This is a genomic window from Nostoc sp. CALU 546 (assembly GCF_048836525.1).
Genome location: NZ_JAWJTF010000126.1, coordinates 1 through 24,916, shown reverse-complemented (window position 1 = coordinate 24,916; position 24,916 = coordinate 1). Strand labels below are relative to the sequence as shown.

At 40.9% G+C, this 24,916-nt stretch carries 23 protein-coding genes and 4 tRNA genes; 14 read left to right on the top strand and 13 right to left on the bottom strand.

From position 1 onward, the window contains the following. Positions 1–173 (top strand): ADP-ribosylglycohydrolase family protein (locus tag RRG12_RS37275; protein WP_420762672.1); only part of this gene is annotated, 173 nt, incomplete at its 5' end. 87 nt (positions 174–260) lie between these two features. On the opposite strand, the gene RRG12_RS37270 is transcribed toward RRG12_RS37275, so the two are convergent. The 4 genes from RRG12_RS37270 to RRG12_RS37255 all read right to left on the bottom strand — a co-directional run bounded on the left by RRG12_RS37270 (position 261) and on the right by RRG12_RS37255 (position 3,144). After that, positions 261–1,259 (bottom strand): transposase, encoded by a 999-nt coding sequence (locus RRG12_RS37270; RefSeq protein WP_420762671.1) that lies wholly within the window; start codon positions 1,257–1,259, stop codon positions 261–263. A 21-nt stretch (positions 1,260–1,280) separates the two neighbouring features. Continuing rightward, positions 1,281–2,132 (bottom strand): hypothetical protein, encoded by an 852-nt coding sequence (locus tag RRG12_RS37265; protein ID WP_069072113.1) that lies wholly within the window; start codon positions 2,130–2,132, stop codon positions 1,281–1,283. 141 nt (positions 2,133–2,273) lie between these two features. Then, a complete protein-coding gene (locus RRG12_RS37260; RefSeq protein WP_069072114.1) occupies positions 2,274–2,933 on the bottom strand; it encodes an Npun_F0813 family protein in 660 nt (219 codons plus the stop codon). 85 nt (positions 2,934–3,018) lie between these two features. Next, on the bottom strand, positions 3,019–3,144 hold the full coding sequence (locus RRG12_RS37255) for a hypothetical protein (protein ID WP_420762670.1): 126 nt from the start codon (positions 3,142–3,144) through the stop codon (positions 3,019–3,021). Positions 3,145–3,290: 146 nt separating this feature from the next. Here RRG12_RS37255 and RRG12_RS37250 point away from each other — a divergent pair. After that, positions 3,291–3,363, top strand: a tRNA-Arg gene (locus RRG12_RS37250). 68 nt (positions 3,364–3,431) lie between these two features. Then, complete coding sequence (locus RRG12_RS37245; protein ID WP_420762669.1) at positions 3,432–4,154, top strand: group I intron-associated PD-(D/E)XK endonuclease; 723 nt, start codon at positions 3,432–3,434, stop codon at positions 4,152–4,154. Between the two features lie 378 nt (positions 4,155–4,532). Here RRG12_RS37245 and RRG12_RS37240 read toward each other — a convergent pair. The 3 genes from RRG12_RS37240 to nadA all read right to left on the bottom strand — a co-directional run bounded on the left by RRG12_RS37240 (position 4,533) and on the right by nadA (position 5,869). Next, positions 4,533–4,604 (bottom strand) — tRNA-Thr (locus RRG12_RS37240). Positions 4,605–4,685: 81 nt separating this feature from the next. Then, positions 4,686–4,771: transfer RNA gene (locus tag RRG12_RS37235), tRNA-Tyr, on the bottom strand. A 123-nt stretch (positions 4,772–4,894) separates the two neighbouring features. Beyond that, entirely contained in the window at positions 4,895–5,869 is a 975-nt protein-coding gene (gene nadA / locus RRG12_RS37230; RefSeq protein WP_420762668.1) for a quinolinate synthase NadA, read from the bottom strand. A 149-nt stretch (positions 5,870–6,018) separates the two neighbouring features. On the opposite strand from nadA, the gene RRG12_RS37225 reads away from it, so the two are divergent. Both RRG12_RS37225 and RRG12_RS37220 read left to right on the top strand, forming a co-directional pair. Further along, positions 6,019–6,939, top strand: coding sequence for a TIGR04168 family protein (locus RRG12_RS37225; protein WP_420762667.1), 921 nt, complete (start codon positions 6,019–6,021; stop codon positions 6,937–6,939). Between the two features lie 131 nt (positions 6,940–7,070). Beyond that, positions 7,071–7,155 (top strand) — tRNA-Ser (locus RRG12_RS37220). 51 nt (positions 7,156–7,206) lie between these two features. Here the strand turns inward: RRG12_RS37220 and RRG12_RS37215 are convergent. Together RRG12_RS37215 and RRG12_RS37210 are read right to left on the bottom strand one after the other, a co-directional pair. Then, on the bottom strand, positions 7,207–7,560 hold the full coding sequence (locus RRG12_RS37215) for a four helix bundle protein (protein ID WP_420762666.1): 354 nt from the start codon (positions 7,558–7,560) through the stop codon (positions 7,207–7,209). A gap of 82 nt (positions 7,561–7,642) precedes the next feature. Beyond that, positions 7,643–9,949 (bottom strand): NACHT domain-containing protein, encoded by a 2,307-nt coding sequence (locus tag RRG12_RS37210; protein ID WP_420762665.1) that lies wholly within the window; start codon positions 9,947–9,949, stop codon positions 7,643–7,645. 160 nt (positions 9,950–10,109) lie between these two features. Between RRG12_RS37210 and RRG12_RS37205 the strand changes: the two genes are divergently transcribed. The 4 genes from RRG12_RS37205 to RRG12_RS37190 all read left to right on the top strand — a co-directional run bounded on the left by RRG12_RS37205 (position 10,110) and on the right by RRG12_RS37190 (position 11,807). Continuing rightward, positions 10,110–10,325 (top strand): hypothetical protein, encoded by a 216-nt coding sequence (locus tag RRG12_RS37205; protein ID WP_420762664.1) that lies wholly within the window; start codon positions 10,110–10,112, stop codon positions 10,323–10,325. A 108-nt stretch (positions 10,326–10,433) separates the two neighbouring features. Further along, on the top strand, positions 10,434–10,703 hold the full coding sequence (locus RRG12_RS37200; protein WP_420762663.1) for a hypothetical protein: 270 nt from the start codon (positions 10,434–10,436) through the stop codon (positions 10,701–10,703). Next, positions 10,700–11,050, top strand: coding sequence for a type II toxin-antitoxin system VapC family toxin (locus tag RRG12_RS37195; RefSeq protein ID WP_420762662.1), 351 nt, complete (start codon positions 10,700–10,702; stop codon positions 11,048–11,050). The genes RRG12_RS37200 and RRG12_RS37195 overlap by 4 nt, the downstream gene beginning before the upstream one ends. 310 nt (positions 11,051–11,360) lie before the next feature. Continuing rightward, a complete protein-coding gene (locus RRG12_RS37190) occupies positions 11,361–11,807 on the top strand; it encodes an acyl-CoA thioesterase (protein ID WP_420762661.1) in 447 nt (148 codons plus the stop codon). Here the strand turns inward: RRG12_RS37190 and RRG12_RS37185 are convergent. The 3 genes from RRG12_RS37185 to menA are packed head-to-tail and all read right to left on the bottom strand — an operon-like array spanning position 11,800 to position 15,111. Then, complete coding sequence (locus RRG12_RS37185) at positions 11,800–13,194, bottom strand: 2-succinylbenzoate--CoA ligase (protein ID WP_420762660.1); 1,395 nt, start codon at positions 13,192–13,194, stop codon at positions 11,800–11,802. The two genes, RRG12_RS37190 and RRG12_RS37185, sit on opposite strands and share 8 nt — an antisense overlap. After that, positions 13,179–14,168 carry an o-succinylbenzoate synthase gene (locus RRG12_RS37180; RefSeq protein ID WP_420762659.1) on the bottom strand — a complete coding sequence of 330 codons (990 nt, stop codon included), beginning with the start codon at positions 14,166–14,168 and terminating at the stop codon, positions 13,179–13,181. The genes RRG12_RS37185 and RRG12_RS37180 overlap by 16 nt, the downstream gene beginning before the upstream one ends. A 46-nt stretch (positions 14,169–14,214) precedes the next feature. After that, positions 14,215–15,111, bottom strand: a complete 897-nt coding sequence (gene menA / locus RRG12_RS37175) for a 2-carboxy-1,4-naphthoquinone phytyltransferase (RefSeq protein ID WP_069072124.1) — start codon at positions 15,109–15,111, stop codon at positions 14,215–14,217. Positions 15,112–15,421: 310 nt separating this feature from the next. Between menA and RRG12_RS37170 the strand changes: the two genes are divergently transcribed. Continuing rightward, entirely contained in the window at positions 15,422–16,837 is a 1,416-nt protein-coding gene (locus RRG12_RS37170) for an isochorismate synthase (protein WP_069072125.1), read from the top strand. Positions 16,838–16,972: 135 nt separating this feature from the next. After that, positions 16,973–17,719 carry a class I SAM-dependent methyltransferase gene (locus RRG12_RS37165; protein WP_289796964.1) on the top strand — a complete coding sequence of 249 codons (747 nt, stop codon included), beginning with the start codon at positions 16,973–16,975 and terminating at the stop codon, positions 17,717–17,719. A 136-nt stretch (positions 17,720–17,855) separates the two neighbouring features. Here RRG12_RS37165 and RRG12_RS37160 read toward each other — a convergent pair whose 3' ends face one another. After that, positions 17,856–19,160: a glutamate-5-semialdehyde dehydrogenase gene (locus tag RRG12_RS37160; RefSeq protein WP_420762658.1), complete on the bottom strand. Its 1,305-nt coding sequence runs from the start codon at positions 19,158–19,160 to the stop codon at positions 17,856–17,858. Between the two features lie 411 nt (positions 19,161–19,571). Here RRG12_RS37160 and RRG12_RS37155 point away from each other — a divergent pair, with 411 nt between their 5' ends. The 3 genes from RRG12_RS37155 (at position 19,572) to RRG12_RS37145 (ending at position 24,828) form a co-directional block, all read left to right on the top strand. Continuing rightward, positions 19,572–21,569, top strand: a complete 1,998-nt coding sequence (locus RRG12_RS37155) for a M48 family metalloprotease (protein WP_420762657.1) — start codon at positions 19,572–19,574, stop codon at positions 21,567–21,569. Positions 21,570–22,029: 460 nt separating this feature from the next. Further along, a complete protein-coding gene (locus tag RRG12_RS37150) occupies positions 22,030–23,499 on the top strand; it encodes an aldehyde dehydrogenase family protein (protein WP_420762656.1) in 1,470 nt (489 codons plus the stop codon). Positions 23,500–23,637: 138 nt separating this feature from the next. Further along, positions 23,638–24,828, top strand: coding sequence for a transporter substrate-binding domain-containing protein (locus RRG12_RS37145; protein WP_420762655.1), 1,191 nt, complete (start codon positions 23,638–23,640; stop codon positions 24,826–24,828). Positions 24,829–24,916: the final 88 nt, after the last annotated feature.

The window sequence follows — 24,916 nt, the reverse complement described above, 5'->3', positions numbered from 1 at the left end:
TGAAAGCTGTCAATTTAGGCGGAGATACAGATACTACCGCCGCCGTCACCGGTGGGTTAGCGGGAATTTATTATGGGGTGGAAAATATTCCCAAACAATGGATGAATCAAATTGCTCGTAGACAAGACATTATCTACTTAGCAGAGCGTTTTGCAAGGGCTGTCTACAGTTGAAAGGAGTAAGAATTTTAGATTTTAGATTTTGGATTTTAGATTGAAATTTAATCCAAAATCCAAAATCCAAAATGGAATCGCCCAATCTTAAACCATAGACAAAGAATAGACCTGACCATCAATCAACAATCGCGTAATGCCCTTAGCTTCCAAATGAGTACGAGCCTTATGGAGCATTTTACTATCGGGAACTTTAATCACGCGATCGCGCTTCGTAGAAAAACGCTTGGCGACGCGATGGTTATCAAACACTGGTAAAGTTCTTTGCTGGGTTTCCAGGCTGGGAATTTGCCCCAAATCACCAAAGTCCTTCAGAGGTCGGGTAATTAATTCTGAGGAACGGTCAATTACCAAATAACAAGTTTTCGGCAAATTGGCTATCGACAAAGGTAAAACTTGAACTGATGCTTCACCTGGTCTTCTTTTTGTGACTAAAGGTCTGTCATCATCCAGGTCATCGTCATCAAAGTCTTCTTCCTCAAAGTCATCATCTTCTAAATCATCATCATCTAAATCATCCAAATCCTCTGATTCGTCGAGCAAATCATCGCCCAGCATGTGCGCGATGACGGCCGCTCCTGGATGTTCATTCTTGAGGGGTGGGATGGGGATGCTGACTATTTCCGGCAGCTTTGGCTCTGGAGTTTCTAATTTCTCTGTGACTCGGAGCTTGGGTTTTTCCGCCGCCGAAGGGCGTCGCCGTACCCGTCTACTAGCGGCAATTGACTCCGCCGTTTCCTCTGAGTAAAGTTCCTGCTCTACACGAATTATCTTACGTGGTAGTGGCTCAACCTTTGGTACTTCCACAGGGTGGCTCTCTATAGGTGGAACTTCTATCTCTGGCTCTGGTTGACTTAGCAGTGGTAACTGCTCATAGCTTACCTGTGCCCTTCCCTCAGGAGTTCTCGCAGCTCGTTTCAAAGAGACTAAGTATTCATACTCATCTTCTGGCAACGTGCTTTTGAGCAGGCGACTAATTGTCGAATTACTCACACCATAGCGGTCTGCCAAAGTTGAGGTTGTTTCGGCAGTCTCTCGATATAACTTAAGAATTTCTTGCTTGTCAGAGTCTGTTAATTTTCTCACGGTAGATACCAAAAATCTTTACTAAGCTCGTTTACGTCCACTGGTACGCCGCGTTCGTCTTAGTGATGCGTCATATTCTAAGACAGCGCCCAGTCCAAATAACACTCCACTAAACACCCAAAACACTTCTAATATTTCCCCACTTTGATAATTGGGGTCTTGGGCGTATTTAAACCACATATCTGCAATGTAGAGCGAAAAAGCCGCCGCCGCAATCATTCGCCAAGACTGAGAAACTCTTCCCCCCCAAAAGGCTAGCAACAGAGTGGTAGCAATAATTAACAAAACCACATCGCTAACTACGTAAAACCAATTCAAAATAGCGACTAGCAGTTCTGAGGGTGTTTCTTGTTGCATAGAAATCCACCATGCCAACAAACTACCGAACATTGCAATTGCTAACACAATTAGCCACTGCCATTTTTCTAGATTGATTCGCCTGGAAGCCACAGCTAAAATCATTCCTGCGCCAAGTAATAGATAACTAAGTACAAAAAATATATCGCCTAAAGACACATCCGGTTCATCTTTCAAAATTATTTCGGTATAGCCGAAAAATATCCCCCCAACGAAATAGGAAAGCATACCTAACCCAATTAAGAGCCAAACATTCCGTCCACTGACGATTTGCGGACTTAGCCAGTTCCTCAAGCATAAGATACTGGCACCCAAATAAGCTAAAGCTTCAAAAATATTTGTGCCAATCACATACCACTCGGCTCGGCTTTCTATGCCATCCGCTCCGGGAACTTTGGCACTAAACAATAAAAAGTATAGCAGCGCCAGTACGGCCCAGCCAATATTAGCTAAGACAATGTTCTGAGTGGTAAAAATTGATTTAGAAAGGAACGAATTCTCGTAAGAGTTATTCATAGGACTTGACTTATGTAGATGCACTCTGGCAGTATTTTGAGTTAAATGACTGTATATCTAGCAGTGTGTCTATTAGGTAATACACAACCTGACACCAAAAGCAAGTGCCAGCGGCAGGAATTTTGTTAAAAAATTTCCATGCTACTGCCATAGTTTACCCAGAGGCGATTGATTTAGCCAATTGATAAACAGCGATCGCTCGGCTTCTGGCATATCTTCTAGCTTATAAATCACTTGTTTGGTAAAATTGGCATTGCCAAAATAGGCCTTTCCTAATCGATGCAGTTCTTGTAACAAGATAACTACATGATTTTCTTGCCAATCAGGTATTTTGGCTGCCGGCAAAGGATTAGTAGATACTAAATATTTCACTGCCTCTAGGGAAGATGCTTGAGGAAATTGTTTCTGTTGTAATACTTCTGCAATATCTTTCTCAAATAATGCAGCTTGCCTAGCACCTAAAAACTCTTCAATGTCGATAGAAACACCCTGCAACAGCAAAATACCGGCTTGGATTAAAATCGCCGTTTTGCCATGACCCCCTGTATCACTATCCAGCTGCTCTAAACGGATTTTGCCCCAAACGCTAAAACGTTCCGGTTCCTCCAGTAAAACACAGGCTTTACCTCGGTTATCCGTTAATTCTCTCCATAAGGCTCTAGCTTCTTCCTCTTGACTAGCTTTGAAAACACTAATCAAGCGAAAAGTCTGCCCTTGATAACTGAGAATCGGCACCTGCTGATCCTTTTTTGGGTGCTGAATGCTTGATATTTCAACATCCTGCCGTTTGAGAATAAACATGGCACTAGCAAATAACTCCTCACAGGGGCACTCTTAATATGGAATATATAATGGCATTTGGCAGTATCGCCAAGGCTGAAATTACCTAGCATACTTTGGAAATGAGCCTAGCGATCGCCAAATCCTTCCCGAAGGTAGCCGCCCAGAGGGCGTTGGCGCTAACGGGCAAATAACCCCTTGACAACACAATATATCTAAACCAATACCCCATCTGTTTCGTTTTGGGTGTAGATGAACTAACTAGCGACTAGCATCTTAGCCTTGCTAGTGGTAAATCTGCAATTTTTGATTGCTTCTTGGTAGGTGAAGACGATATAATAATGTAGGTGACTCTTTCGGGAGCCATTATTTTGTTTTGGGCGCGTAGCTCAGTGGATAGAGCAATTGCCTTCTAAGCAATCGGTCGCAGGTTCGAACCCTGCCGCGCTCGTTTTAACTTAATATGAACCCTCAAGCACCGTCAAGTGATATGATCATTTCTACATTTGAGGGTTCGTTTTGCTGCATCATACTAAGAACAAGGGCGATATTGCTGCAACCAAAGCGATCGCCGATCTAACGCTTAAAGGATACTTGATTCTCACGCCACTTGTTTGTGAACATTTACCTTTTGATTTTGTTGTCTACAAAGACGATAAATTTTACAAAATACAAGCTAAATACGCAGCAGACAATAGGGTAGTCAATAAAACTATTTGGGTAGATAAAAATGGGACTCATCAAAAGAAGTACAAAGTAAATGACTTTGAATTTTATGCTGTTTATCTGCCTGATATAGATAAAGTTGTTTATCCATCAATTAACTTTGATGGTTGCTACATAACTACCCAGATACCTAATTCAGCTACACCGTTTTACTGGTGGGAGGATTTTACAGACTTTACTGAAGCAGCATCTAAGCGAACCTACAAGGAGTTTGGCGTTGATTTAACAACCAGAAAGGTTAACCCAGACTCTAGGATTCATACCAGAAAAGTTGAAAGACCATCGAAAGAAGAACTAGGAAAACTAGTTTGGGAAAAGCCAACTGCACAAATTGGAAGAGATTTTGGCGTGTCTGATAAGGCTGTAGAAAAGTGGTGTAAAGCTTATGGGGTAGAAAAGCCACCCAGAGGGTATTGGGTGAAGAAAGCTTATGTAAAAGTGGAAGAACAGTTAACAGCCCATAACGAGGAGGAAACAAGTCCTGACCTTAGCCTGAGTAAGGATGTGAATTTCTGAATACTAAAGCGGTTTAAGTTGGTCTAAAAGTTTAGCATCAAGATATTTTTTCTATAACATCCACTGAATTATCACACCATTTTGCAACTACAGCAGTAAGAACACCTTTTGCAATTTGCTCAGATATGTTCAACACTTACTGTTCCTTTAGAGGTTGTTTGAAAAGTAGTATGTTGTGATTTTAATCGAATTATTACCCCCCTTAGTCCCCCCTTATAAAGGGGGGAAACAATAAAATCCAGTTCCCTCCCCTTATAAAGGGGAGGGCTAGGGTGGGGTAAAAAAATTTTATACATCAATCATGACTTTTCAAACATCCTCTAAGACACATTTAGGATAATCTAGGATGTTTTAGGATTGCTAAGTATCTCTGGAAAAAGCCCGTGACGAGGATTGAACTCGTGACCTCACCCTTACCAAGGGTGTGCTCTACCACTGAGCCACACGGGCGAAATTTGATTTTTCAGCTAGAAGTTAAAATGCTGGGAGTTTTGATGCTTTCCCAGTCATTATAACTTATAACTTCGTAAGTGGTGGGCCGGGCTGGATTTGAACCAGCGTAGGCGCAAGCCAACGGATTTACAGTCCGTCTCCATTAACCACTCGGACACCGACCCGATTTGTCTCACGATTTAAAATCTTAGCACCATGTTTTATAAATTGCAAGTGATTAAAAAAAATAACTTTTGGGTAGAGATCGCAACAAAACTGCGTCTCTACCATCTGGATAAAAATACTGGTTACACGCTCATTTCCAGCATTCGTTGCATTGGTCGCAGTGCAGCAAGGCGAATATCCTCTGACATGGTAATTTCGGGAGTACGATTTTTCATTGCCCAGTAAAGCTTTTCTAGGGTGTTTAACCGCATAAACGGACATTCGTTACAAGCGCAATTATTTATCGGCGGTGCAGGAATGAAGTGCTTTTCAGGAGCTAGTTTTTGCATTTGGTGAATGATTCCCGGCTCCGTAGCAACGATAAATTCTTTAGTAGGGCTACTTTGACAATATTTGAGTAAAGCGGCTGTGGAGCCAATAAAGCTGGCGTGGCGCAATACACTACTTTCACATTCTGGGTGTGCGATCGCCTCTGCTTCGGGATGGGCTATTTTTAACTGGACAATTTTCTTTTCTGAAAAGGTTTCATGGACAACACAGCTACCTTGCCATAGCACCAAATCTCGTCCTGTCTGTTCCATCACGTACCGCCCCAAATTCCGATCTGGAGCAAAAATAATCGGCTGTTCTTTCGGTATCTGCTCCACAATTTTCACAGCGTTGGAACTAGTACAAATAATATCGCTCATCGCCTTGATATCAGCAGAACAGTTGATGTAAGACACCACCAAATGATCTGGATGCGCTGCTTTAAAAGCTGCAAATTTGTCTGGTGGACAACTATCTGCTAAAGAACAACCAGCATTCAAATCTGGTAAAAGTACTAATTTATCGGGATTAAGTATCTTTGCTGTTTCTGCCATGAAGTGAACACCGGCAAAGACAATGACATCCGCATTGGTTTTTTCGGCGGCTCTTGCTAGTTGTAATGAATCCCCAATAAAGTCTGCAATATCCTGAATATCTGGCTCTTGATAATAATGCGCCAGGATAACTGCGTTGAGTTCTTTTTTGAGACTCTGAATCGCGGCAAACAAATCTAGTGGTAGTTCACCCGGTTGGGTTTTTTCTCGTTGAGCTAGTGCAGTAGTAAACACAGTTAGGGGGTGCTTTAAATTGCAAATTTATGTCCTGTGGAATCAATTATAGTAGTTTTTACCAAAAATAGTGGACGGTTGATATTTTGGGGTTGTGTCCAAATCGGGCTGAGTTTCATATCCTGGAGATAGACGGCAAGGAAAGTGGCATGACCAGTCAGAAAACTCAATCGATAACCCTGAAAATTGCTGTAGTTGGAGATATTCACGACCAATGGGAAGTGGAAGATGGTATTGCACTCAAGCATTTGGGTGTTGACTTAGCGCTGTTTGTCGGGGATTTTGGCAACGAGTCGGTGGAAGTGGTCAGAGCGATCGCATCTCTCGATATTCCCAAAGCAGCCGTAATGGGCAACCACGATGCTTGGTATACCGCCACCGAATGGGGACGCAAAAAGGCTCCTTATGACCGCTCTAAGGAAGACTGGGTACAGGAACAACTCGATTTATTAGGCCCGTCCCATGTCGGTTACGGTAAGTTGGATTTTCCCGCTTGGAATTTAACTGTAGTGGGGGGTCGTCCCTTTACTTGGGGTGGCCCAGAGTGGAAATTCGCGGAAATCTGTAAAGAACGTTACGGTGTGACAAGTTTGGAAGAATCCGCCGATCGCATCGTGAAAGCGATCAAAAGCGCCGCTTATGAGACGATTATATTTTTGGGTCACAATGGGCCTAGTGGTTTAGGCGATCGCCCCGAAGACCCTTGCGGCAAAGACTGGCACCCAATTGGCGGCGACTTTGGCGATCCAGATTTTGGCGAGGCGATTTCTCATGCCTTGACTGCTGGTAAAACCATTCCTCTGGTGACATTTGGTCACATGCACCGAGATTTACGCCATACCAAGAAGGTACAGCGCAAGCCCATCTTTAGAAGTCCAGAGGGGACTATTTACTTAAATGCAGCTAGTGTCCCCAGGATTGTGGAAAATGATGGCGATAAGTTGCGTAACTTTTCCATTGTCACCCTAGAGGCGGGCGTGGTTTCGCAAGTTTCCCTAGTTTGGGTGGGGAATGACTTTCAGGTGGCTAAGGGGGAAATTTTGTACGAGCGATCGCGGATTGTGTCGTAGACATTCGCATCCAGTAGTGCAATCTGCGTAGATAATAGGGTATAGTATTATCTGTCAAGTTTAGTGCTAACCAAAAAAACCGCCTGAATAGCGTCTAAAACTAGGATAAGCACAAGTTTGACAGATTTACTGGAGAGGTGGCAGAGTGGTCGATTGCGTCCGACTTGAAATCGGATGAGGCTAAAACCTCCGGGAGTTCGAATCTCCCCCTCTCCGTTTAGGAATTAAAAATTGAAAATTAAAAATTAAAAATTGAAGAGGATGAGGTTAGGTGGGGTTTTTGGTGGAGATAATTATGGCACCAAGGATTTTTGTTAGTTCTTCGGCTTCGGTTTGGAGTTGACTAATTCTTTCTTGAGGTACTATTTCGGAAGCAATCAGTAACCTTAACCAATACCGAGTTTCACGAGATTCTTTTAGTGCAATCATGAGCTTGCTGATAAAATCTGCTTTGCTTTGAGCAGCTTGTGCTTCTTCTACATTAGCTCCTATCGATGTTCCTGACCTTAATAACTGTTGAGCAAGGGTTCGCGCTACTCCTGGCTTCTCATCTAAAAACTGGCACAATTTGACTATGCGAACTGAAAAAGTAAAAGTGCGATCGCAAATATCTTTTTTCATTAGTCAAAATTAAAAATTAAAATAAATTACTATACCGTTTTTCTCCTCTTTGTTTGGCATTATCTTAGCTTTTAATAAATTCTTAACTTTTAATTGGTAAAAACAAGGTATCTTCAATTTCCTGCCTGACTTCTCGGCTAACATAACAATCACTATTTAAGCAATCCACCAAGAGTTTATTTGCATCATAATACTGGTTTAACAGTTTCTTCTGTATGTCGCTGAATTGCCAGTCATGCCCAATATTACGATTTTTTATTATTACAGAGCGAAGTTTTTCAACCCAAATATATCTATCGGTAACTACCCACTGTAAAAGAACTTCTCTATCTTGAGTTAAACTAGGTAGTTCATTCTGAATCTCTCTAATCTGTTGCTTAAAATCTGAGTTTGATATATCTTCAACAAGACTACATAAATTTTTATGATAGAAATCCACATCTAATGAGTTACTAATCAAGAAAGACATTAGATTATCAATAGAAATTTCATTATTTTGATATTTTTGAAATAATCTTTGATCTATTTTTTTGGCTAAATCAGAGTAACATATATATTTACCATTCGCGTTACAAATAGTAATATTATTCATAATTTCATCTGTAAAGACAAAGTATGAAGCTCGAACTGCCCCTGGTTTGTAAATAGTTACAACTGAAATGGCCTTCTCATTTACCCATACTAAAAATTGCTGTATTTTTTCATCTTGTGCTAAAAGTTTATCAATTTGTATCTTCATCATCCACACCAGATCATCAGCCTTCCTCATCATCCCTGTTATGAGCAAAAAAACTTCCCGCCAGCGTTTCTCTGTGATATGCTCTAGCAAAGTTTCCCAGTCAGAGTTGGCAACTATTTCTCTTGCGGCAAAATACTCGTGAAACGTTAAGTGAGAAAAGGAATAGATGCCCTTTGCTCGTTCTACTAATAGCCCATGCTGTGCTTCAATAGACTTTAAAACGGCTTCACTATCGAGTTTCAATACTTCTGGATCTGTGTCAGCATTGCGTAAGTTGCGAATAAAATCAGCAATGTATGCTTCGACAGTTTTCTGCTTAAAGAAATAGTCTTTCTGCTCAAAGGTAGTTAAACCTATTTGACTCAGCAAGTCTTCCTTACGCTGTAAAGATAGGTTTTTATACACCTGCTCTCTCTCAATGTTGCGTTTGGCATCCCATTTTTTCAGTAATACATCTAATCCTTCTTGATAAAGTTCAGAACGGTTTCCTGGAAAATCTCCACTATCTCCAAACACCAAACACAATAATGTTAGAAGTAAAGGACTACTTGCTAGTTCTTGGATTGGTTTATTATCCTTCAGTTTTTGAATGAATCTTTGACTTTTAACTGGATCAGTCAACTGGAACCAGTTTCGAGCAAAAATTGCTATTTGTTTTTCGTCAAAATCTGCCATTTCCACTTCTGTGAAACTTTCAAAAGTGTATTCTTTGGCAGCAATACGACAGGTAATTACAAACTGATTGGTATGAAACAGGTCAGAAAATTCCCGAATTTGTTGTAAAATACGCTTGGTGTCTTCCTCTCGGACTTCATCTAACCCATCCAGCAATACCAATGCCTTACCCTGTTTCAACAGTTTCTCTACTACTACACTGGCATGAGTTACACCACAGCTTGATAATAGTTGAACAATAAATTTCCAAATATCTGGTTTTTTAGGTGCTTCTGCAAAATCTTTTAATGTGATAAACAAGGGAACTCTGTTTGCTTGAAATCCCCCTTCAATACACTGCATTGCTAGATATTTTAAAAAAGTGGTTTTTCCTGCTCCTGGTTTACCTAAAACCATCAGCTTACTATAACGCTGTATAACCTCTAATCCTAAGACTCGTTTCTGTTTTACTCCGCTAAGTCCAAGTCGCTCAAAATTATCATAGTCACAGCTTTGCATTAGTTCCGCAACTTTAAGTCGTGTTCGTCCTATTATTTCCTCCAGAATATTGACATTCGTGTAAATACCTCGTTTGCCTGTTAACTCAATTGGCTTAGACATATCTAATACCCGCATGGTTCCGCACTTTTCTTTGATGTAGGGTTTGATTTGTTTGCGGATTTCTTGCACTAAGGTATCAATAGAATCATCTACGTCATCTGTAGTTAAATCACCAGAGGGTTTTTGCAGTGAGTATCTTTTGCTCAGATACTCCCGTAAGCGGCTTTCTTTAACAGGGCCATTACCAGTGATGCAAAATTTTTTGTAAATACCTGTGAGGCAAGTGCTGAGGTTACTTTCTGAAATGTTTAATTCTTGAGTTACATTGACTCGATTCTTACTACGACCGAATATTTCCAGAAAGACTTCTTTCTCTCGGTGCGACAATTCACTGTATTGCTCCAGTTGCTTAAGAAAGTCCTCTGGTATAGACATTGACCACTCCCACAATTACTTATAAGCCAGTGTAGCCAAAGTTTTTATCAAAATGTGGAGTTAAATCAGTGTAAGTCAGGCTAAGTCAAGGTAAGTCAGATAAATAACTACAAAAGAAAATTGCGACATTGAACTCAGTCAAGCTACTGAGGCAATCGCAATGCTAGAAACACTAATCCCTTTGGTTGTAAATAAGTCTGTTGAAGTCGTTGTTGGAATACTGCTGGAAAAGTTTTGTAAATGGGTACTGAGTGATGCAAATATCAAAAATGCTAACAACTTTCTGAAAATGCAGATTCTTGTACTTTATCTTGATTGGGTTTTACGAAAAACATCACTAAAATCTCTGTCAGAGGAATCACAAGAGAAGGATTAAGAAACAGGTGGGTAGTAGAGATAATAAAGCGATCGCACCCACAAATAAAATGCGATCGCTCCCTAACCTCTCCCCTCTACTGCCATCGTGCTACGATTAGGTCAATCAATGACTACCCTTCATGCGCTAAACATACCTGATGAGTTGTACGAACAACTGCAAGAGTTAGCTAAAGCTGAAAATAGCTCAGTTGATGCTCAAGTTATTACAATATTGCAGAACGCTTTGCAGAAGACAAAAACACAGTTAACTGAGGACGAAAGACGAAAAAATGTCCCAAAACTATTAGAGGAAATTCGCCTTCGCCGTGAGAGTCGCCAGACTAATGTGGAATGGACTGATAGTACTGCGTTAATCCGAGAAGACCGAGACAGATGACTATTCCTCTCAGGTGTGTTGTAGACGCAAGTGTGGCCATTAAGCAATTTATACCAGACGATCCACTAACTCCGAAAGTTAATCAACTGTTTGCTCATCTTGCCAATCCTCAAACTGCGATCTTTGTCCCAGACCTGTTTTACATTGAGTGTGGCAACATCGTTTGGAAGTATGTCCGCGCTAGACTTTATGCTGTTGCTGATGTGCCAGCAGATTTAGCAACTCTCAAAAACTTCCCCTTGCGTGTTGTCTCCACGGCTGATTTGATGGCGGATGCAGTTGCGATCGCATTAAATTATGGAATCTCCGCCTACGATGGCTCTTATGTCGCACTTTCACACAGGTAGGTGCTACTTTGCTGACTCTAGACGGCAAGCTGGTAAAGGCTTTAGCTGGTTCGTCTTACAATGTTTCCTCGTTTAATGACTTCGAGGTTCCGCCGTTGGAGTCAATGTAGAAGCGATGTCTTCGACGGGCTATGCCTACGCTTTTCTCACCATATATTTAACCCCAAAGCATTGAATGAGGCTAAACAAATCGATACAAACTCAGAATTGGGGAAATTAAATTTTTATCACTGACTTATCTTAGTTGCAATAAAATTAGTTTGTAAAGCAGGGAATAAACTTGCTGTTTTTTAATATTCAATTGTCAAAAATGTCTTTTACTTATAACCGCACGGTTCGTTTTCAAGATACTGATGCTGCTGGGGTAGTTTATTTTGCTAACGTTTTGGGTATTTGCCATGAAGCTTATGAAGAATCTTTAGAAGCATCAAGTATTAATCTCAAAGATTTTTTTACTAATCCGTCTGTGGGGTTTCCCATTGTTCATGCTAGTGTTGATTTTTTGCGCCCTATGTTTGTTGGGGACAAGTTGCTGATTAGTTTAATTCCCCAAAAAATAGGTGTTGATAAGTTTGAAATTACTTACGAAATTACAGTGGGTGAGGTGGTAGTTGCTAAGGCTATTACTCGCCATGTTTGTATTGATGTGAGTAGTAGAAGTAAGCAGGAATTATCTGAAGAGATAATCCAATGGTTGGAAACTAACCGCAGAGATGCTGAAGGCGTAGAAAGAAGAAAGTCGAGAGAGATTATGTGATGGAATGATGGAGGAATTCTGTGGCTATTTGTTGTAACTTTTGGCGGTTAATCTTACCTTGAGAGTTACGGGGTAAGTTTTCCTGTGGAATCCAATATTTAGGGATTTTAAATTTGCTGAGTTTGTCTTTAAGTAGGGTTTGGATTTTTAAGGCAGAGGTATCTGATTTATTGGGAATGTAAATCGCTGTTAAAGCTTGTCCCCAGTGTTTATCTGGGATGCCAATGATACAAATATCGGCAACCAGTTGAGTTGATAGGATAGCTGATTCAATCTCTGCTGGATAAATATTTTCTCCACCTGTAATAATTTTGTCGCTGTTACGTCCGACTATATTTAAATAACCTTGTTCGTCTAAAAAACCTAAATCATCTACTTGAAAATCAGTTTTATTTTCTCTATTTTTAGGGTAGTAACCAAGGGCTAAAGATTGAGCGTGAATGGTGATATTTCCAATTTGATTGGAATTTAAAATTTCGCCTTGCTGATTGCAAATAGTTACTTTTGCATGGGGAAGAATTTTACCACTGCTAATTTTACCACTCAGAAAATCATCCGGTTTGAGGGTAGCAATTTGAGAGGCGGTTTCTGTCATACCATAGGTAGGTGCTAATCGGATGTGGTGAAATCTGGCTTTTTCTAGGAGTTCGTTCCATGCTGGCGCACCTCCCAAAAGTACAGTATTAAATTGGGATAGCCATTCAGTTAATTCTGGATTTTGTAGGAGGCGTTGTAACTGCGTTGGTACTAAAGATATGAAAAATTCTGATTGTTTAATATTTAATATTTGACCTGATTCTACAGCTTTAAATGGTTGAATAGATAATTTACCTGCGGTAGTGAATGAGCGCATAAATTGCATTAAACCACTAACGTGATATAAGGGCAATACGCAAAACGAATTGACTTGTTTTAGTTCAAAGTATTCTGTAAATCCTTGTACCGATGAGATGAGAGTTTCCCAAGTGTGAATGGCAAATTTAATTTGTCCTGATGAACCACCTGTAGGAATCATAATCAGTGGGCATAGGGCATTGGGAATTGGGCATTGGTAATTATTTCCATTCCCTATTCCCCATTCCCTATTCCCCATTCCCAAAATAATATCTGGCTGTACTAAATCAAAGACTTGTTGCCATTCTTGTTTTCCCCAATCATGGTTACAAAGAAAAACTGGACAATTCGCTGCACAAGCGGCAATAAAACTGGCTAAAAATCGTAATGGTTCACGTTCAGATAAGATGATTTTTGGTGGTGTTCCACACGCTGATAATTGTGTTAGTTCTAAATATAATTCTTGAGCTATTTGATTAAATTGATGGCTGCTATAACCGATAAGCCAATCATTTTGAACTAGGTTATTAAGACAGTCTAAAGGTCGTTCCATAAACTTTGAAGCCACGTTTCTTCTTGTTCAAAAAAATGGTCGATGCCAAAACCAACTGCCCGGTTATTTTGGGATAATTCTGTTACTAGTTGGAGTGCTGCAAGTCTAGCGATCGCAGTTTCAAATACTGATGAGAATACAGTATCAATTTGATGCTGGTGGCAAAACTTTCTCAAACGAGATGGCGATCCAACTATCCCAGGCTTTATGACAAAAATTCCTCGCCAACCTTGTTGATAACAGGCGGCGAGTTGTCCAAGTGTGGCGACAGATTCATCTAAAGCGATCGCAGTTTCATAACTCATACTCAATTCCAACATCTGCTGAAATTGCTCCACGGGTAGCGGTTGTTCGATAAATTCAATTTCTAGGGGTAGTTCTGGATTTGCCTTGAGATTGTCGCAAGTCCACAGCCATAAGTTAGCTTCTTCATAGCTGAGTCCACCGTTGGCATCTAATCGCAGTTTGGTAGAGGCTGGTAAGGTGTGTATCAGTGACTCAAAAATTTCTAGTTCATCAGCGATCGCATACACACCAATTTTCCACTTAAATGTGCGATATCCCTGCTGCCATAAAGTTTCCCATTGATTTAAAGCCGCTTCCCCAGATGGTAATAAGCCACTGAAAGATTGGGCATGGGGCATTGGGCATGGGGCATTGGGCATTGAAAAGAATTCACTCCCACACGCTGACTCAAAGCCAAATTGACAAGCAGGTAACTCATCTGGGATCGAAAAAATCGTTTCGTCTGTGATTTCTCCTGGAAGTTGGCGACAAAAATCTAAGGCTTGTTCTAAGGTTTCGGAACCAAACCAGCTAATGGGGGCGATTTCTCCCCAGCCAACTCTACCTGATTCATCGGTGAGACGGAGGATAATACCTTCACGAATATCCCACTTACCATGATTAGTGGTAAGCGATCGCAAAAATCTTCGTTGATATAGACGAAATTCAAATCTGTAGTCATTAGTCATTATTTCCCTTTGTTTAAATGCCCAATGCCCAATGCCCCATGCCCAACTAAAGAATAAATCCCAAGCCGAACAACGAGCAAGCCCAGAAATGCACGGCTACGGCGATGAATTTACAGTTACTAACTTTGTCCGGCTGGTTGTGATTTTCTTGGACATGGCGGCATAATTTGACAGCGAAGGGTAAACTCACCCAACTTAGCAACGTCCAAGCTGGAGAAATCCCCAATAGCACAAACAGCAAGGTGAGGGGATAAATGCTAGCAGTAAACCAAACTAGGACTTGGGCCCCTTTTTGGGTTCCGAGACGGACGATAGGCGATCGCTTACCTGCGGCTATGTCATCCTTAACTTGGTGAAAGTGTGAGCAAAATAAAATTAAGGTTGTAGCAATCCCGACAATCACTGAGGCTGCTAAACTTGTCATTGACCAAGTTTGGGTTTGGCTGTAGTATGCTGCCTCCACTGCTAAGGGGCCAAAGGCAAAAAAGCAAAGAATCTCGCCTAAACCCTGATATCCTAAGCGAAAAGGAGGCCCTTGGTACATATAGCCCAAACCACAGCATAGTAGAATGATGCCGATCACAGTTAGGTCTTGTTGCCAAAATGCGATCGCTAGTATGCCCAGCAACCCCAAACCTAAACACAAATTTCCTATCCAAAATATTAATGGCTTATTGCCTGTTAAGTTCACCAGAGAATGGTGCTTATTTTGATCGATACCTGTTTCAGAATCAAACACATCATTACTGATATTTTCCCAGGCAAGAATTAAGATTGCCGCAGCTACAAAAGTAGAAAATACTACAGCATTGAAAATTTTAGTTTCGGCATAAGCTACTGCTGTTCCTACCCAAATGGGCATAATGGCAACGCTATACATTGGCGGTTTAATCGCTGCCATCCATAACTTAGTGTTGGGATATAAAATTTGCTTGGTAGTCATCAGTCGTGATTAATTAAATTGCCGGAATATTACTCACACTTTAGATTTTATGATTTAAAGAGACGCTAGATATGGGCGATATACAAATAACTGTCACTTTTATGATGGCTTGTTAACCTTGTGTTGTTAACACTCACACTTACGTTGCAGTCTCAGTCCAAAACTGTCTTATCATGGTCTGGGAACACCACAAATAAGCCAAACCCTACCCTGGTGAAATAGCAACTTAATATGTTACCTGTAAAAATACGACCACGATTAATTACACTTTAGGAAGTTAACTTAAAAAAAATTTACTATCGTTAGATCCATGACAGTTTCACCATGTCGTAGTAACTTGTTTGTAAAGCACAAAGATTTATATCAATTTCTGGTAGCGGTGCAAGAAAAGTGCGTCAAAAATAATTGCAGACAAATTGTCAGTGTCTCCCAAGAAATTGATTTAGTTGATCCTTTACTTGTATTAGATAAACTTACACAAGCAAATGAAATAAATTTTTACTTTGAGGACAGAGGTAAAGGAGAAGCGATCGCAGCAATTGATGCTGTAGCAAAATTACAGATTGATGGCTCAGACCGTTTTAATCAAGCAGAATATTTTATCAAATCTTGTCTAAAAAATATAATTAATTTTGGTAACGCAAACCAACCTTTTTCTGGGCCTCACTTTTTTTGTTATTTCAGTTTTTTCGATAAAAACGCCCAAGTAGATTATCCATTTCCATCTGCTACCATTTTTCTTCCACGTTGGCAAGTAGCTGTAAAAAATCAGCGTTGCATATTAGTAACAAATATAATTATCAATCCAAATGTAAATATTGAAAGATGGTTGGAGAAAATCCAAAATAAAATTGAATTTATCCAAACTTTAGAAAATCACTCTGCTAATATTGATTATTTCCCTACAAACTTATATAAAAAATCTGTCACAAACTCTGCTCAATTTAAACGTTCAGTAGTATCTGTTTTGGAAAAAATTCAGTCAACTCATTTAAGTAAAATTGTCCTAGCAGACATATTAGATGTAAAATCAAGTAACCACTTTAACTTAGTTAAATCATTAAATAATCTTAGACAAAATCATCCTAATTGTTATATCTTCTCTACAAGTAATGGCAAAGGACAAAATTTTATTGGTGCAAGTCCAGAAAGATTAATTAGTATTAATAATAAACAGTTAATCACTGATGCTTTAGCTGGTTCTGCGCCACGAGGTAAAACCCCTGCTGAAGATGCAGCTAATGCCAATCGCTTACTAAATAGTGAAAAAGAAAAGCATGAACATTCCCTAGTGCTTGATTTCATTACACAACGACTATGCCAGTTAGGTTTATTACCGCAAATATTAGCACCACGACTGCGACAATTATCGAATATCCAGCATTTATGGACACCAATCAGTGCTATGGTTCCCGCTGACATACACCCATTAAAGATTGTCGGACAATTGCATCCTACCCCAGCCGTTGCAGGTGCAGCCCAAGATGTAGCTTGTGCCGAAATTCGTCGTTATGAAAGCTTCGAGAGAGGTTTATATGCTGCACCTTTAGGTTGGATAGATTCTCAGGGTAACTGTGAGTTTATTGTGGGAATTCGTTCAGCGTTAATTGATGGCGATCGCGCGAGATTGTATGCTGGTGCTGGTATCGTGGCTGGCTCTGATCCTGATAAAGAGTTTGCAGAGGTGCAGCTTAAACTTCAGGCGTTACTGAAAGCATTAGTTTAAAATTAATTCTTTAGTAGTTGACCTAGAAAATGCTATTAGCAACAACGTACTAGACAGCAACTTATTGGATAATATGAAAATATTGTGGTTTTTACGAAACCCCTATCAACTATAAATTCTAAGGAAATAAGTAATATGTTAGATATAAAGCTTTCTAAAAGTAGCGAAGAAGAACTTTTCCCGCCTCAAGAGTTTTTTAACGAGCAGTGGAAACTTTACCAAAAAATACTCGATAACAATTACATGGGACACCGTGAAATTTACTCTACACTGCGCGAGTTGCTGCTTGGACACTTCCAACAACCCTTTAAGATGCTTGATTTGGGATGCGGCGATGCTAGCTTTACTTCCCAAGCTTTGTTAAATAGCACGATTACTTCCTACCAAGGCATAGACTTATCTATACCTGCACTAGAGATTGCTAAGAATAATATGGCAAAGATTCAATGCCACACAACCTTTACCCAAGGAAATATTTCCCAATTTGTTCCTGAATTGATGTCAAGTCAGCAAAATAGCTTCGATGTCATTTTAAGCTCTTTTGTTCTTCATCATTTAAGCCTTGAAGAAAAGGACTCGATTATTGGTCAGCTTAAGCATCTTCTCACCTCTAAAGGTGTTTTTATTCTCATTGATGTTGTCCGTAAAGAAGGAGAAGATCGAGAAACATACCTTAAATGCTATTTAGATAATGTACAAAAGGACTGGTCTTTAATTACTCCCCAAGAGTATTTAATGTTAGCAAATCATATTTCTTCAAGTGATTTTCCTGAAACTCAGAAAACTCTTGATGAGATTTCACAAACATACAATTTTACTCGCTTCGATTGCCTGTATAACAATCCACTCGATGCCACACAATTGTTGTGCTTTTACCGATAAGCATAAAAGATTGGTGGAATTATTTGTATAGAGAGCCTCTCTCTTTGTAGAAAAGAGGCTTTGAATCGTACTTGAAACTCGTCAAATACAATTTAAAATGATTTGTTTTTGCACAATTGCAGAGTTAGAAATTCATCTAAAAATCCTGATGAGTAAAAGCTTTAGCATTCGCCCCGGTGTAAGTAGCTACAATATGTCCATCGCCAGTCATTTGATATTTGTATGTCACTAATCCTTCTAAACCAACGGGGCCGCGGGGAGGCATTTGTTGCGTACTAATTCCTACTTCTGCACCGAAACCATAGCGGAAGCCATCAGCAAATCGGGTAGAACAATTGTGGAATATATTAGCTGAATTTACTAGTCCAAAGAAATTTTCAACAGATGTTGGATCTTCAGAGATAATGGCATCGGTATGACGAGAACCATATTCGTTAATATGAGCGATCGCATCTTCTATAGAGTCTACAATCTTGATCGACAAAATAAAATCGCTGTATTCTGTTTCCCAGTCGGTTTCTGTTGCAGCTACAATATTAGGTAAAATTTTCAAGGTGCGTTGATCGCCTCTTAATTCTACATGGCGTTCTTGCAAAGCCTCAGCAACTTTTGGCAAAAATTCTGTAGCAATTGATTGATGAACTAACAAAGTTTCAATTGCATTACAAACAGCAGGATATTGCGCTTTCGCATCGACGGTAATCGGAACTGCTTTATAAATATCGGCGGCTTTATCTATATAAAGATGACAAATTCCGTCGGCGTGTCCTAGTACCGGAATCCGTGTATTTTCCTGTACAAATCTGACAAAGGAATTAGAACCTCTAGGAATAATTAAATCTACATATTTATCTAATTTCAAAAGTTCTAGAGTTTCTTCTCTAGTTGTCAACAACTGTACTGCATCTGGATTAACAGCAGTTTGAGATAATCCCTGTTTAATTGCTTTAACGATCGCTTCGCAAGAACGCACCGCTTCCTTTCCACATTTGAGGATGACACCATTTCCCGATTTGATTGCTAAAGAAACAATTTGAATCGCCGCCTCTGGACGGGCTTCAAAAATAATCCCCAAAACCCCTAAAGGACAGGTGATGCGTTTGAGAATTAAGCCAGTGTCAAGTTCGCGGTGAATCTGCACTTTACCAATTGGATCGGCTAGCTTACCAACATCTCGTACCCCAGCGATCGCATCTCTTAATTTATGTTCATCTAACTGCAAGCGTTTATAAAGCGGTTGGGGAATACCTTCGGCAGTAGCAGCTTTACAATCAGCAACATTTGCTTGTAAAATTTCATCTCTAGCTGATTCTAAAGCTTGCGCGATCGCCTCAATCGCCTGATTTTTTGCCTCAGTGGAGAGAATCGCTAGCTTACTTGCAGCTTGGCGGGTTTGTCCTGCGATCGCAATTAGGGGAGAAGCTATATCAAAAATAGTCATAGTACAAATCTTTACCTTTTCTTCATCTTATCAATCTCAGGTGATGTTCATCATTCGTCTTCCTCCAATCGGGTGAACCATCTGGGTAATCAATAATTACTCTGATCGGGTGAAGCAAGACTTGGTTCAAAACATTTATTCTGTGATTATTGAACACAGATAAGCAAAACGTAATAAATTTACATTCCCAGCAATATTATAAGTATTATCACGGTCTATATCTGAAAGTCTTAAATATGATTTATGCGTTCCCTAGGCTAGAGAGACATAATAATTTATGTTTTTCTAGTCTTTTACTTAAGTAGATAATTTATACTGTCATTATTTAAATTTTTACGAAATTGCAGTGACAATCGCTGGATCTATTGAGTATTGATAGATTAAATACCACTCCTTCACTAGGGAGATCCTATGTCATTGCAATCTGGGTTAGACGCTTTAAAACAAAAACGTTATCAAGAAGCGGTTGAATTACTCGAACAATTTTGCCGTGATTGTGTAGAACACGATTCTTCAGATTATCTTTCAGCACAGATGTGGCTGATGAAAGCCTATCAAGCCACAGGCGAAACCGAAAAAGCCAAGACCCTGTGCCAAAAGTTAATGATGAGTGAAAACCCACAGGCTCGCAGTTGGGCAGAACAAGCTAGTCAATCCTTCCGTCAAACGCCAGCAACCCAGTCTAACGCCAGCCAAAAAGCTGGTCGCGCCGCTACCACTGGGATGAAATTAGCGATGGGGGGTGTGGGTGGTAGTTTGGCATTAGCTTCTGGTGTCACCATGACCTTGCTGTTTGGCATGGTGTTGGCTTTAGGTTTGAGCTTGGTATTTATTATAGGTAGCGATGATCCACTCCAAGGATTAGCGATCGCCATTGGTATTACCCTAGTTTTTAATATCGCCGCCTTTTTCATATCTCCATTCATCATGGACTTAACCCAAGGCTGGCTTTACCAAACTCGCTGGGTAGAGTTAGCAGAAGTTGAAACCCTCAGTCCAGAGACAGCTAAAGTTATTCAGCAAATCTGTGAGCAGAAAAAGCTGAAAACCCCAAGACTGGGAATCATTAACGACCAAAACCCCACAGCTTTTACTTATGGTTCATTGCCAAACAGCGCCCGTTTAGTTGTCAGTCAAGGACTTTTCACATACTTGGATGACGATGAAATTGCTACTGTTTACGCCCACGAACTGGGGCACATCGTCCACTGGGACTTTGCAGTGATGACAGTAGCTTCTACCTTAGTGCAAATTTGCTATCTAATTTACATTACAGCCAGAAGATTGGGACGTGGCGGTGGCGATAGCAAAATCAAAGATGCGATGCAAACTGCTGGTCTAGTTGCCTACGTGTTTTATGTCATCGGTACATATTTAGTGCTGTACCTCTCCCGCACACGAGAATACTTTGCCGACCACTTTGCAGCCGAAAGTACAGGTAATCCCAATGGATTATCCCGCGCTTTAGTGAAGATTGCCTACGGAATTTTAGAAGAAGGTTCACGGACACAAGAACCCAGCCGTTTAATTGAAGGGACTCGCGCCTTGGGTATCTATGACCATAAAGCCGCCGCTTCCACAGGAACCGCCTACCGCATTTCATCCGATACCCAAAAAATTGGTCGTGTCTTTCTGTGGGATATGTTTAACCCTTGGGGCTGGTGGATGGAGTTAAATTCAACTCACCCATTGACAGGTAAACGAGTTCGCGCATTAAGTAACTATGCCGAACAGTTGGGTTTACCGACTGAGTTTGATATGGGGCGAGTTATTGGAGAAGGTAAAAATCTTAATAAAAGTAGGCTTTACGGCAACTTCTTTTTAGATGTTGTACTGTATGGCGCTGAAACAATTGGTTTCTTCGTTGGCTTGGTAATGGGTGTAATTTTGTGGTCAAGTTCTCCAAACACAGGTTTGGTAATAGGTGCGCCACTAATTGGCTTAGGGATAGGAATTCTGGTCAAAGCCTTGGTGATGTTTCCTGACTACAAGCAAGCACCAGAAACCGACATTCTCACCTTAATGTCAGACCCCTACGCCAGTCCGTTGCGTGGACAACCAGCAAAACTTGAAGGTCAACTCATTGGTCGTGGCGACGCTGGTTATAAATTTGGTTCAGATTTAAAAATTCAGGATCGTAGCGGGATGCTTTATCTGCATTACGCCTCACGCTTTGGCCCCATTGGTAATTTCTTGTTTGGGATGAAGCGAGTCCAAAGCTTAATTGGTGAACAAGTTGGGGCTGTAGGTTGGTTCCGTCGAGGTGTTGCACCTTGGATGGATCTGATTCAACTCCAGAGTGAAAATGGCACTATTGTCAACAGTTACCATCGCTTCTGGTCATTCATCCTTGGCGGTGGATCGATTATCCTGGGAGTGGTCTTGACTATGTTTTTGAGCAGCAGATAGCTAATTTCTAGGCTGCTGTCAAAGCATTTCTCAGTCCATCCAAGCTTTAATTTGTCAGGAGGTGGTTCTTCGTAACTGCCTCCGCTTTTTTATGGTGATACGAGTTTGTAGTAATGTCTGAAACCCTTAAGTAGTCGGACACAATTAAATTCATTGGTGGAGATAGGGAACAGGTTACAGGTTACAGGGAAAAACTTGTGTAATTAATTCTGTCTGATTACTTAAGCCCAACTGTACGCTAAAAGCTGATCTCAAAACTATTACTCAAACATAGAGGTTTGTCTTGCCAACGCGACTTCTAGAAAGTCAACTAGACACAATATAGCTATCTCAACCTCTAACTATTATCCTAAAATAAGGAATTGATAAAGAAATCCATTTAGAGTGCTGTGCAGCAACAAACATAATAAGTAGATTTAAGCGATTTAAGCAAATTTTTTTAAAGCTTAAGGAGGGCCTGATGGTTATAGCAACAGTACCAGGACAACAGGTCAAAATTGGCCCAACCAAGTTGTTGATTAACAATGAGTGGGTAAATAGTGTCAGCGATCGCCGATTTGAAACAATCAACCCGACTACAGGTGAGGTAATCTGCGAAGTATCAGAAGCAGACGCCCCAGATGTAGATAACGCAGTCCAAGCGGCCCGCAACGCCTTCAATAGTGGGGAATGGAGAAAGATATCTGCGGCTCGTCGCGGCGAGTTGCTTTACAAGCTAGCTGACTTAATTGAGCAGAATATCGATGAGTTGGCGCGGCTAGAAACTCTCGACAACGGCAAACCACTACAAGATTCATTAGGTGATTTGGGTCTAGTCATCGCCTGCTATCGTTACTATGCAGGTTGGGCAGACAAAGTACAAGGCAAAACTATTCCGATTAACGGGCCATACTTCTGCTACACTCGCCATGAGCCTGTGGGTGTAGTTGGTCAAATTATCCCCTGGAATTTTCCCCTATTGATGCAGGCATGGAAGCTAGCACCGGCTTTAGCAACTGGTAATACTGTAGTTCTTAAAACAGCAGAACAAACACCATTATCAGCGCTGCGGGTAGGTGAGTTGATTATTGAAGCAGGTTTTCCACCTGGTGTGGTGAATATATTATCAGGATATGGCCCAACTGCCGGGGCTGCGATCGCTCGTCACATGGATATTGACAAAGTGGCATTTACTGGTTCCACTGAAGTCGGTCATCTAATTATGGAAGCGGCAGCCAAAAGTAATCTGAAGCGCGTCACATTAGAACTTGGTGGTAAGAGTCCTAACATTGTCTTTGCCGATGCTGACATGGATGCAGCGATCGCAGGTTCCCACGATGCCATATTCTTTAACCAAGGGCAGTGCTGTTGTGCTGGTTCGCGGCTATTTGTCGAAGAAAAATGTTATGACGAGTTCGTTGCTAGAACTGTAGAAAGAGCGAGAGTACGCGTTGTCGGTAATCCTTTCGATGCGAACACAGAACAAGGGCCGCAAGTAGACAAAGACCAATTTGATCGAGTGATGAGCTATATCGAATCTGGAATGCGCGAAGGTGCACAGATGCTATGTGGCGGTAATCGAGTCGGCGACAAGGGTTATTTTATCGCCCCCACAGTCTTTGCAGATGTCCGCGATGACATGAAGATTGCTCAAGAGGAAATCTTTGGCCCAGTGATGAGCATCATCAAATTCAAAGATATCGACGAAGTAATTCAACGGGCGAATGCCACCATGTACGGACTCGCCGCCGCTGTTTGGACTCAGGATATCACCAAAGCTCATGCGATCGCAAATAATCTCCGAGCAGGTACGGTGTGGGTAAACTGCTACGACGTATTCGATGCTGCTGCACCCTTTGGTGGATTTAAGCAGTCTGGTATTGGTCGAGAACTCGGCGAATATGGCTTGCAGCAATATACCGAAGTTAAGACCGTTACCATCAAATTGTAGTTCGACTTGAATCTAGCTTTAACCATCTTCATCCCCCTAAATCTGAAAAAAATCGGTTTTAGGGGGATGATAATTGTGATATTTGATATGGGGTGGGCATGATAAATAGATTATGCATACAACCCCAAAAAAATTCTGATGATAAATGCGATCGCTACTAGATTTCGCCAAATTATAGCCGAGAGAAAAAGCCCAATTGGCAGATATGACCGGAAAAACAAAACCAGGCGTTCCTTAGCACTGTATACCTGCATAGGATTAATAGGTGGAATTCTGGCATTGTTGTTAATGACATCCCCAGGACTAGCCCAAAAACCACAACTCCAACAACCTTTATTAGTAGCTACACGAGTTATACCGCCTTTTGTGCTACCAAACAAAGGTGAGCTATCAGGATTCAGTATCGACCTCTGGCGCAATATCGCTAACCAAATAGGTGTAGAGTCTAAATTTATTGAATATTCCTCTGTACCGGAACTGCTTTCTGCTATTAAGGACAACAAAGCTAATTTAGGGATTTCAGCTATTTCGATTACAGCCGAACGCCAGGAGAATTTTGATTTCTCATTACCCATTTTTGCTGGGGGGCTGCAAATTATGGTAAGAAACTCAGAAACCAACGACAATGCCTTCCCAAATATTTTCCAATTGTTTTTCTCAGCTAGTCTGTTGCAGGTAATAGGCGTTGCCCTAGTGCTAATTGTTGTAGCAGCCCATATTATTTGGTTATCTGAGCGCAATCATAAAGATGGGATGATTCCCAAATCATACTTTCCTGGCATTTTCAAAGCCTGTTGGTGGTCAGCTGCCACATTAGCAACCCAAGCTGATGAAATGCCCAAGGGAGTACTAGGACGCTTAGTAGGTATTATCTGGATGTTCATTGGAGTACTTTTTGCCGCCTACTTTACAGCCAGCGCTACTACTTCATTGACAGTACAACAGCTTCAGGGCGATATCAGGAGTATAGACGATTTACCTGGCAAGGTAGTGGCCACAACTGCGGGCAGCACAGCCGCCACATATATGCGAGAACATAAGATTTCAGTTCTAGAAGTTAACAAGATTGATCAAGCTTACAATGCTCTGCAAACCAAAAAAGCTGATGCCGTGGTATTTGATGCACCTGTACTTCTTTTCTATGCTGCTAATGAAGGCAAAGGGAAAGTACAGATTGTTGGCAGTATCTTACGTGAAGAAAGCTACGGCATCATTCTGCCTAACAACAGTCCCTACCGCAAACCAATTAATCAGGCCCTACTAAATCTTAAAGAAAATGGCACTTATCAATCGCTATATGATAAGTGGTTCGATGCTGAAAAATCTTGAAGAAGGGAATGGGGAATGGGGAATGGGGAATGGGGAATGGGGAATGGGGAATGGGGAATGGGGAGTGGGGAGTGGGGAGTGGGGGGTG

Excerpts from the sequence above, each read along its gene's own strand:
- RRG12_RS37265 (WP_069072113.1), bottom strand. The coding sequence starts at position 2,132 with ATGAATAACTCTTACGAGAATTCGTTCCTTTCTAAATCAATTTTTACC.
- RRG12_RS37260 (WP_069072114.1), bottom strand. The coding sequence starts at position 2,933 with ATGTTTATTCTCAAACGGCAGGATGTTGAAATATCAAGCATTCAGCAC.
- RRG12_RS37255 (WP_420762670.1), bottom strand. The coding sequence starts at position 3,144 with ATGGGGTATTGGTTTAGATATATTGTGTTGTCAAGGGGTTATTTGCCC.
- RRG12_RS37225 (WP_420762667.1), top strand. The coding sequence starts at position 6,019 with ATGACCAGTCAGAAAACTCAATCGATAACCCTGAAAATTGCTGTAGTT.
- RRG12_RS37215 (WP_420762666.1), bottom strand. The coding sequence starts at position 7,560 with ATGAAAAAAGATATTTGCGATCGCACTTTTACTTTTTCAGTTCGCATA.
- RRG12_RS37210 (WP_420762665.1), bottom strand. The coding sequence starts at position 9,949 with ATGTCTATACCAGAGGACTTTCTTAAGCAACTGGAGCAATACAGTGAA.
- RRG12_RS37205 (WP_420762664.1), top strand. The coding sequence starts at position 10,110 with ATGCTAGAAACACTAATCCCTTTGGTTGTAAATAAGTCTGTTGAAGTC.
- RRG12_RS37200 (WP_420762663.1), top strand. The coding sequence starts at position 10,434 with ATGACTACCCTTCATGCGCTAAACATACCTGATGAGTTGTACGAACAA.
- RRG12_RS37195 (WP_420762662.1), top strand. The coding sequence starts at position 10,700 with ATGACTATTCCTCTCAGGTGTGTTGTAGACGCAAGTGTGGCCATTAAG.
- RRG12_RS37190 (WP_420762661.1), top strand. The coding sequence starts at position 11,361 with ATGTCTTTTACTTATAACCGCACGGTTCGTTTTCAAGATACTGATGCT.
- RRG12_RS37185 (WP_420762660.1), bottom strand. The coding sequence starts at position 13,194 with ATGGAACGACCTTTAGACTGTCTTAATAACCTAGTTCAAAATGATTGG.
- RRG12_RS37180 (WP_420762659.1), bottom strand. The coding sequence starts at position 14,168 with ATGACTAATGACTACAGATTTGAATTTCGTCTATATCAACGAAGATTT.
- menA (WP_069072124.1), bottom strand. The coding sequence starts at position 15,111 with ATGACTACCAAGCAAATTTTATATCCCAACACTAAGTTATGGATGGCA.
- RRG12_RS37170 (WP_069072125.1), top strand. The coding sequence starts at position 15,422 with ATGACAGTTTCACCATGTCGTAGTAACTTGTTTGTAAAGCACAAAGAT.
- RRG12_RS37165 (WP_289796964.1), top strand. The coding sequence starts at position 16,973 with ATGTTAGATATAAAGCTTTCTAAAAGTAGCGAAGAAGAACTTTTCCCG.
- RRG12_RS37160 (WP_420762658.1), bottom strand. The coding sequence starts at position 19,160 with ATGACTATTTTTGATATAGCTTCTCCCCTAATTGCGATCGCAGGACAA.
- RRG12_RS37155 (WP_420762657.1), top strand. The coding sequence starts at position 19,572 with ATGTCATTGCAATCTGGGTTAGACGCTTTAAAACAAAAACGTTATCAA.
- RRG12_RS37150 (WP_420762656.1), top strand. The coding sequence starts at position 22,030 with ATGGTTATAGCAACAGTACCAGGACAACAGGTCAAAATTGGCCCAACC.
- RRG12_RS37145 (WP_420762655.1), top strand. The coding sequence starts at position 23,638 with ATGATAAATGCGATCGCTACTAGATTTCGCCAAATTATAGCCGAGAGA.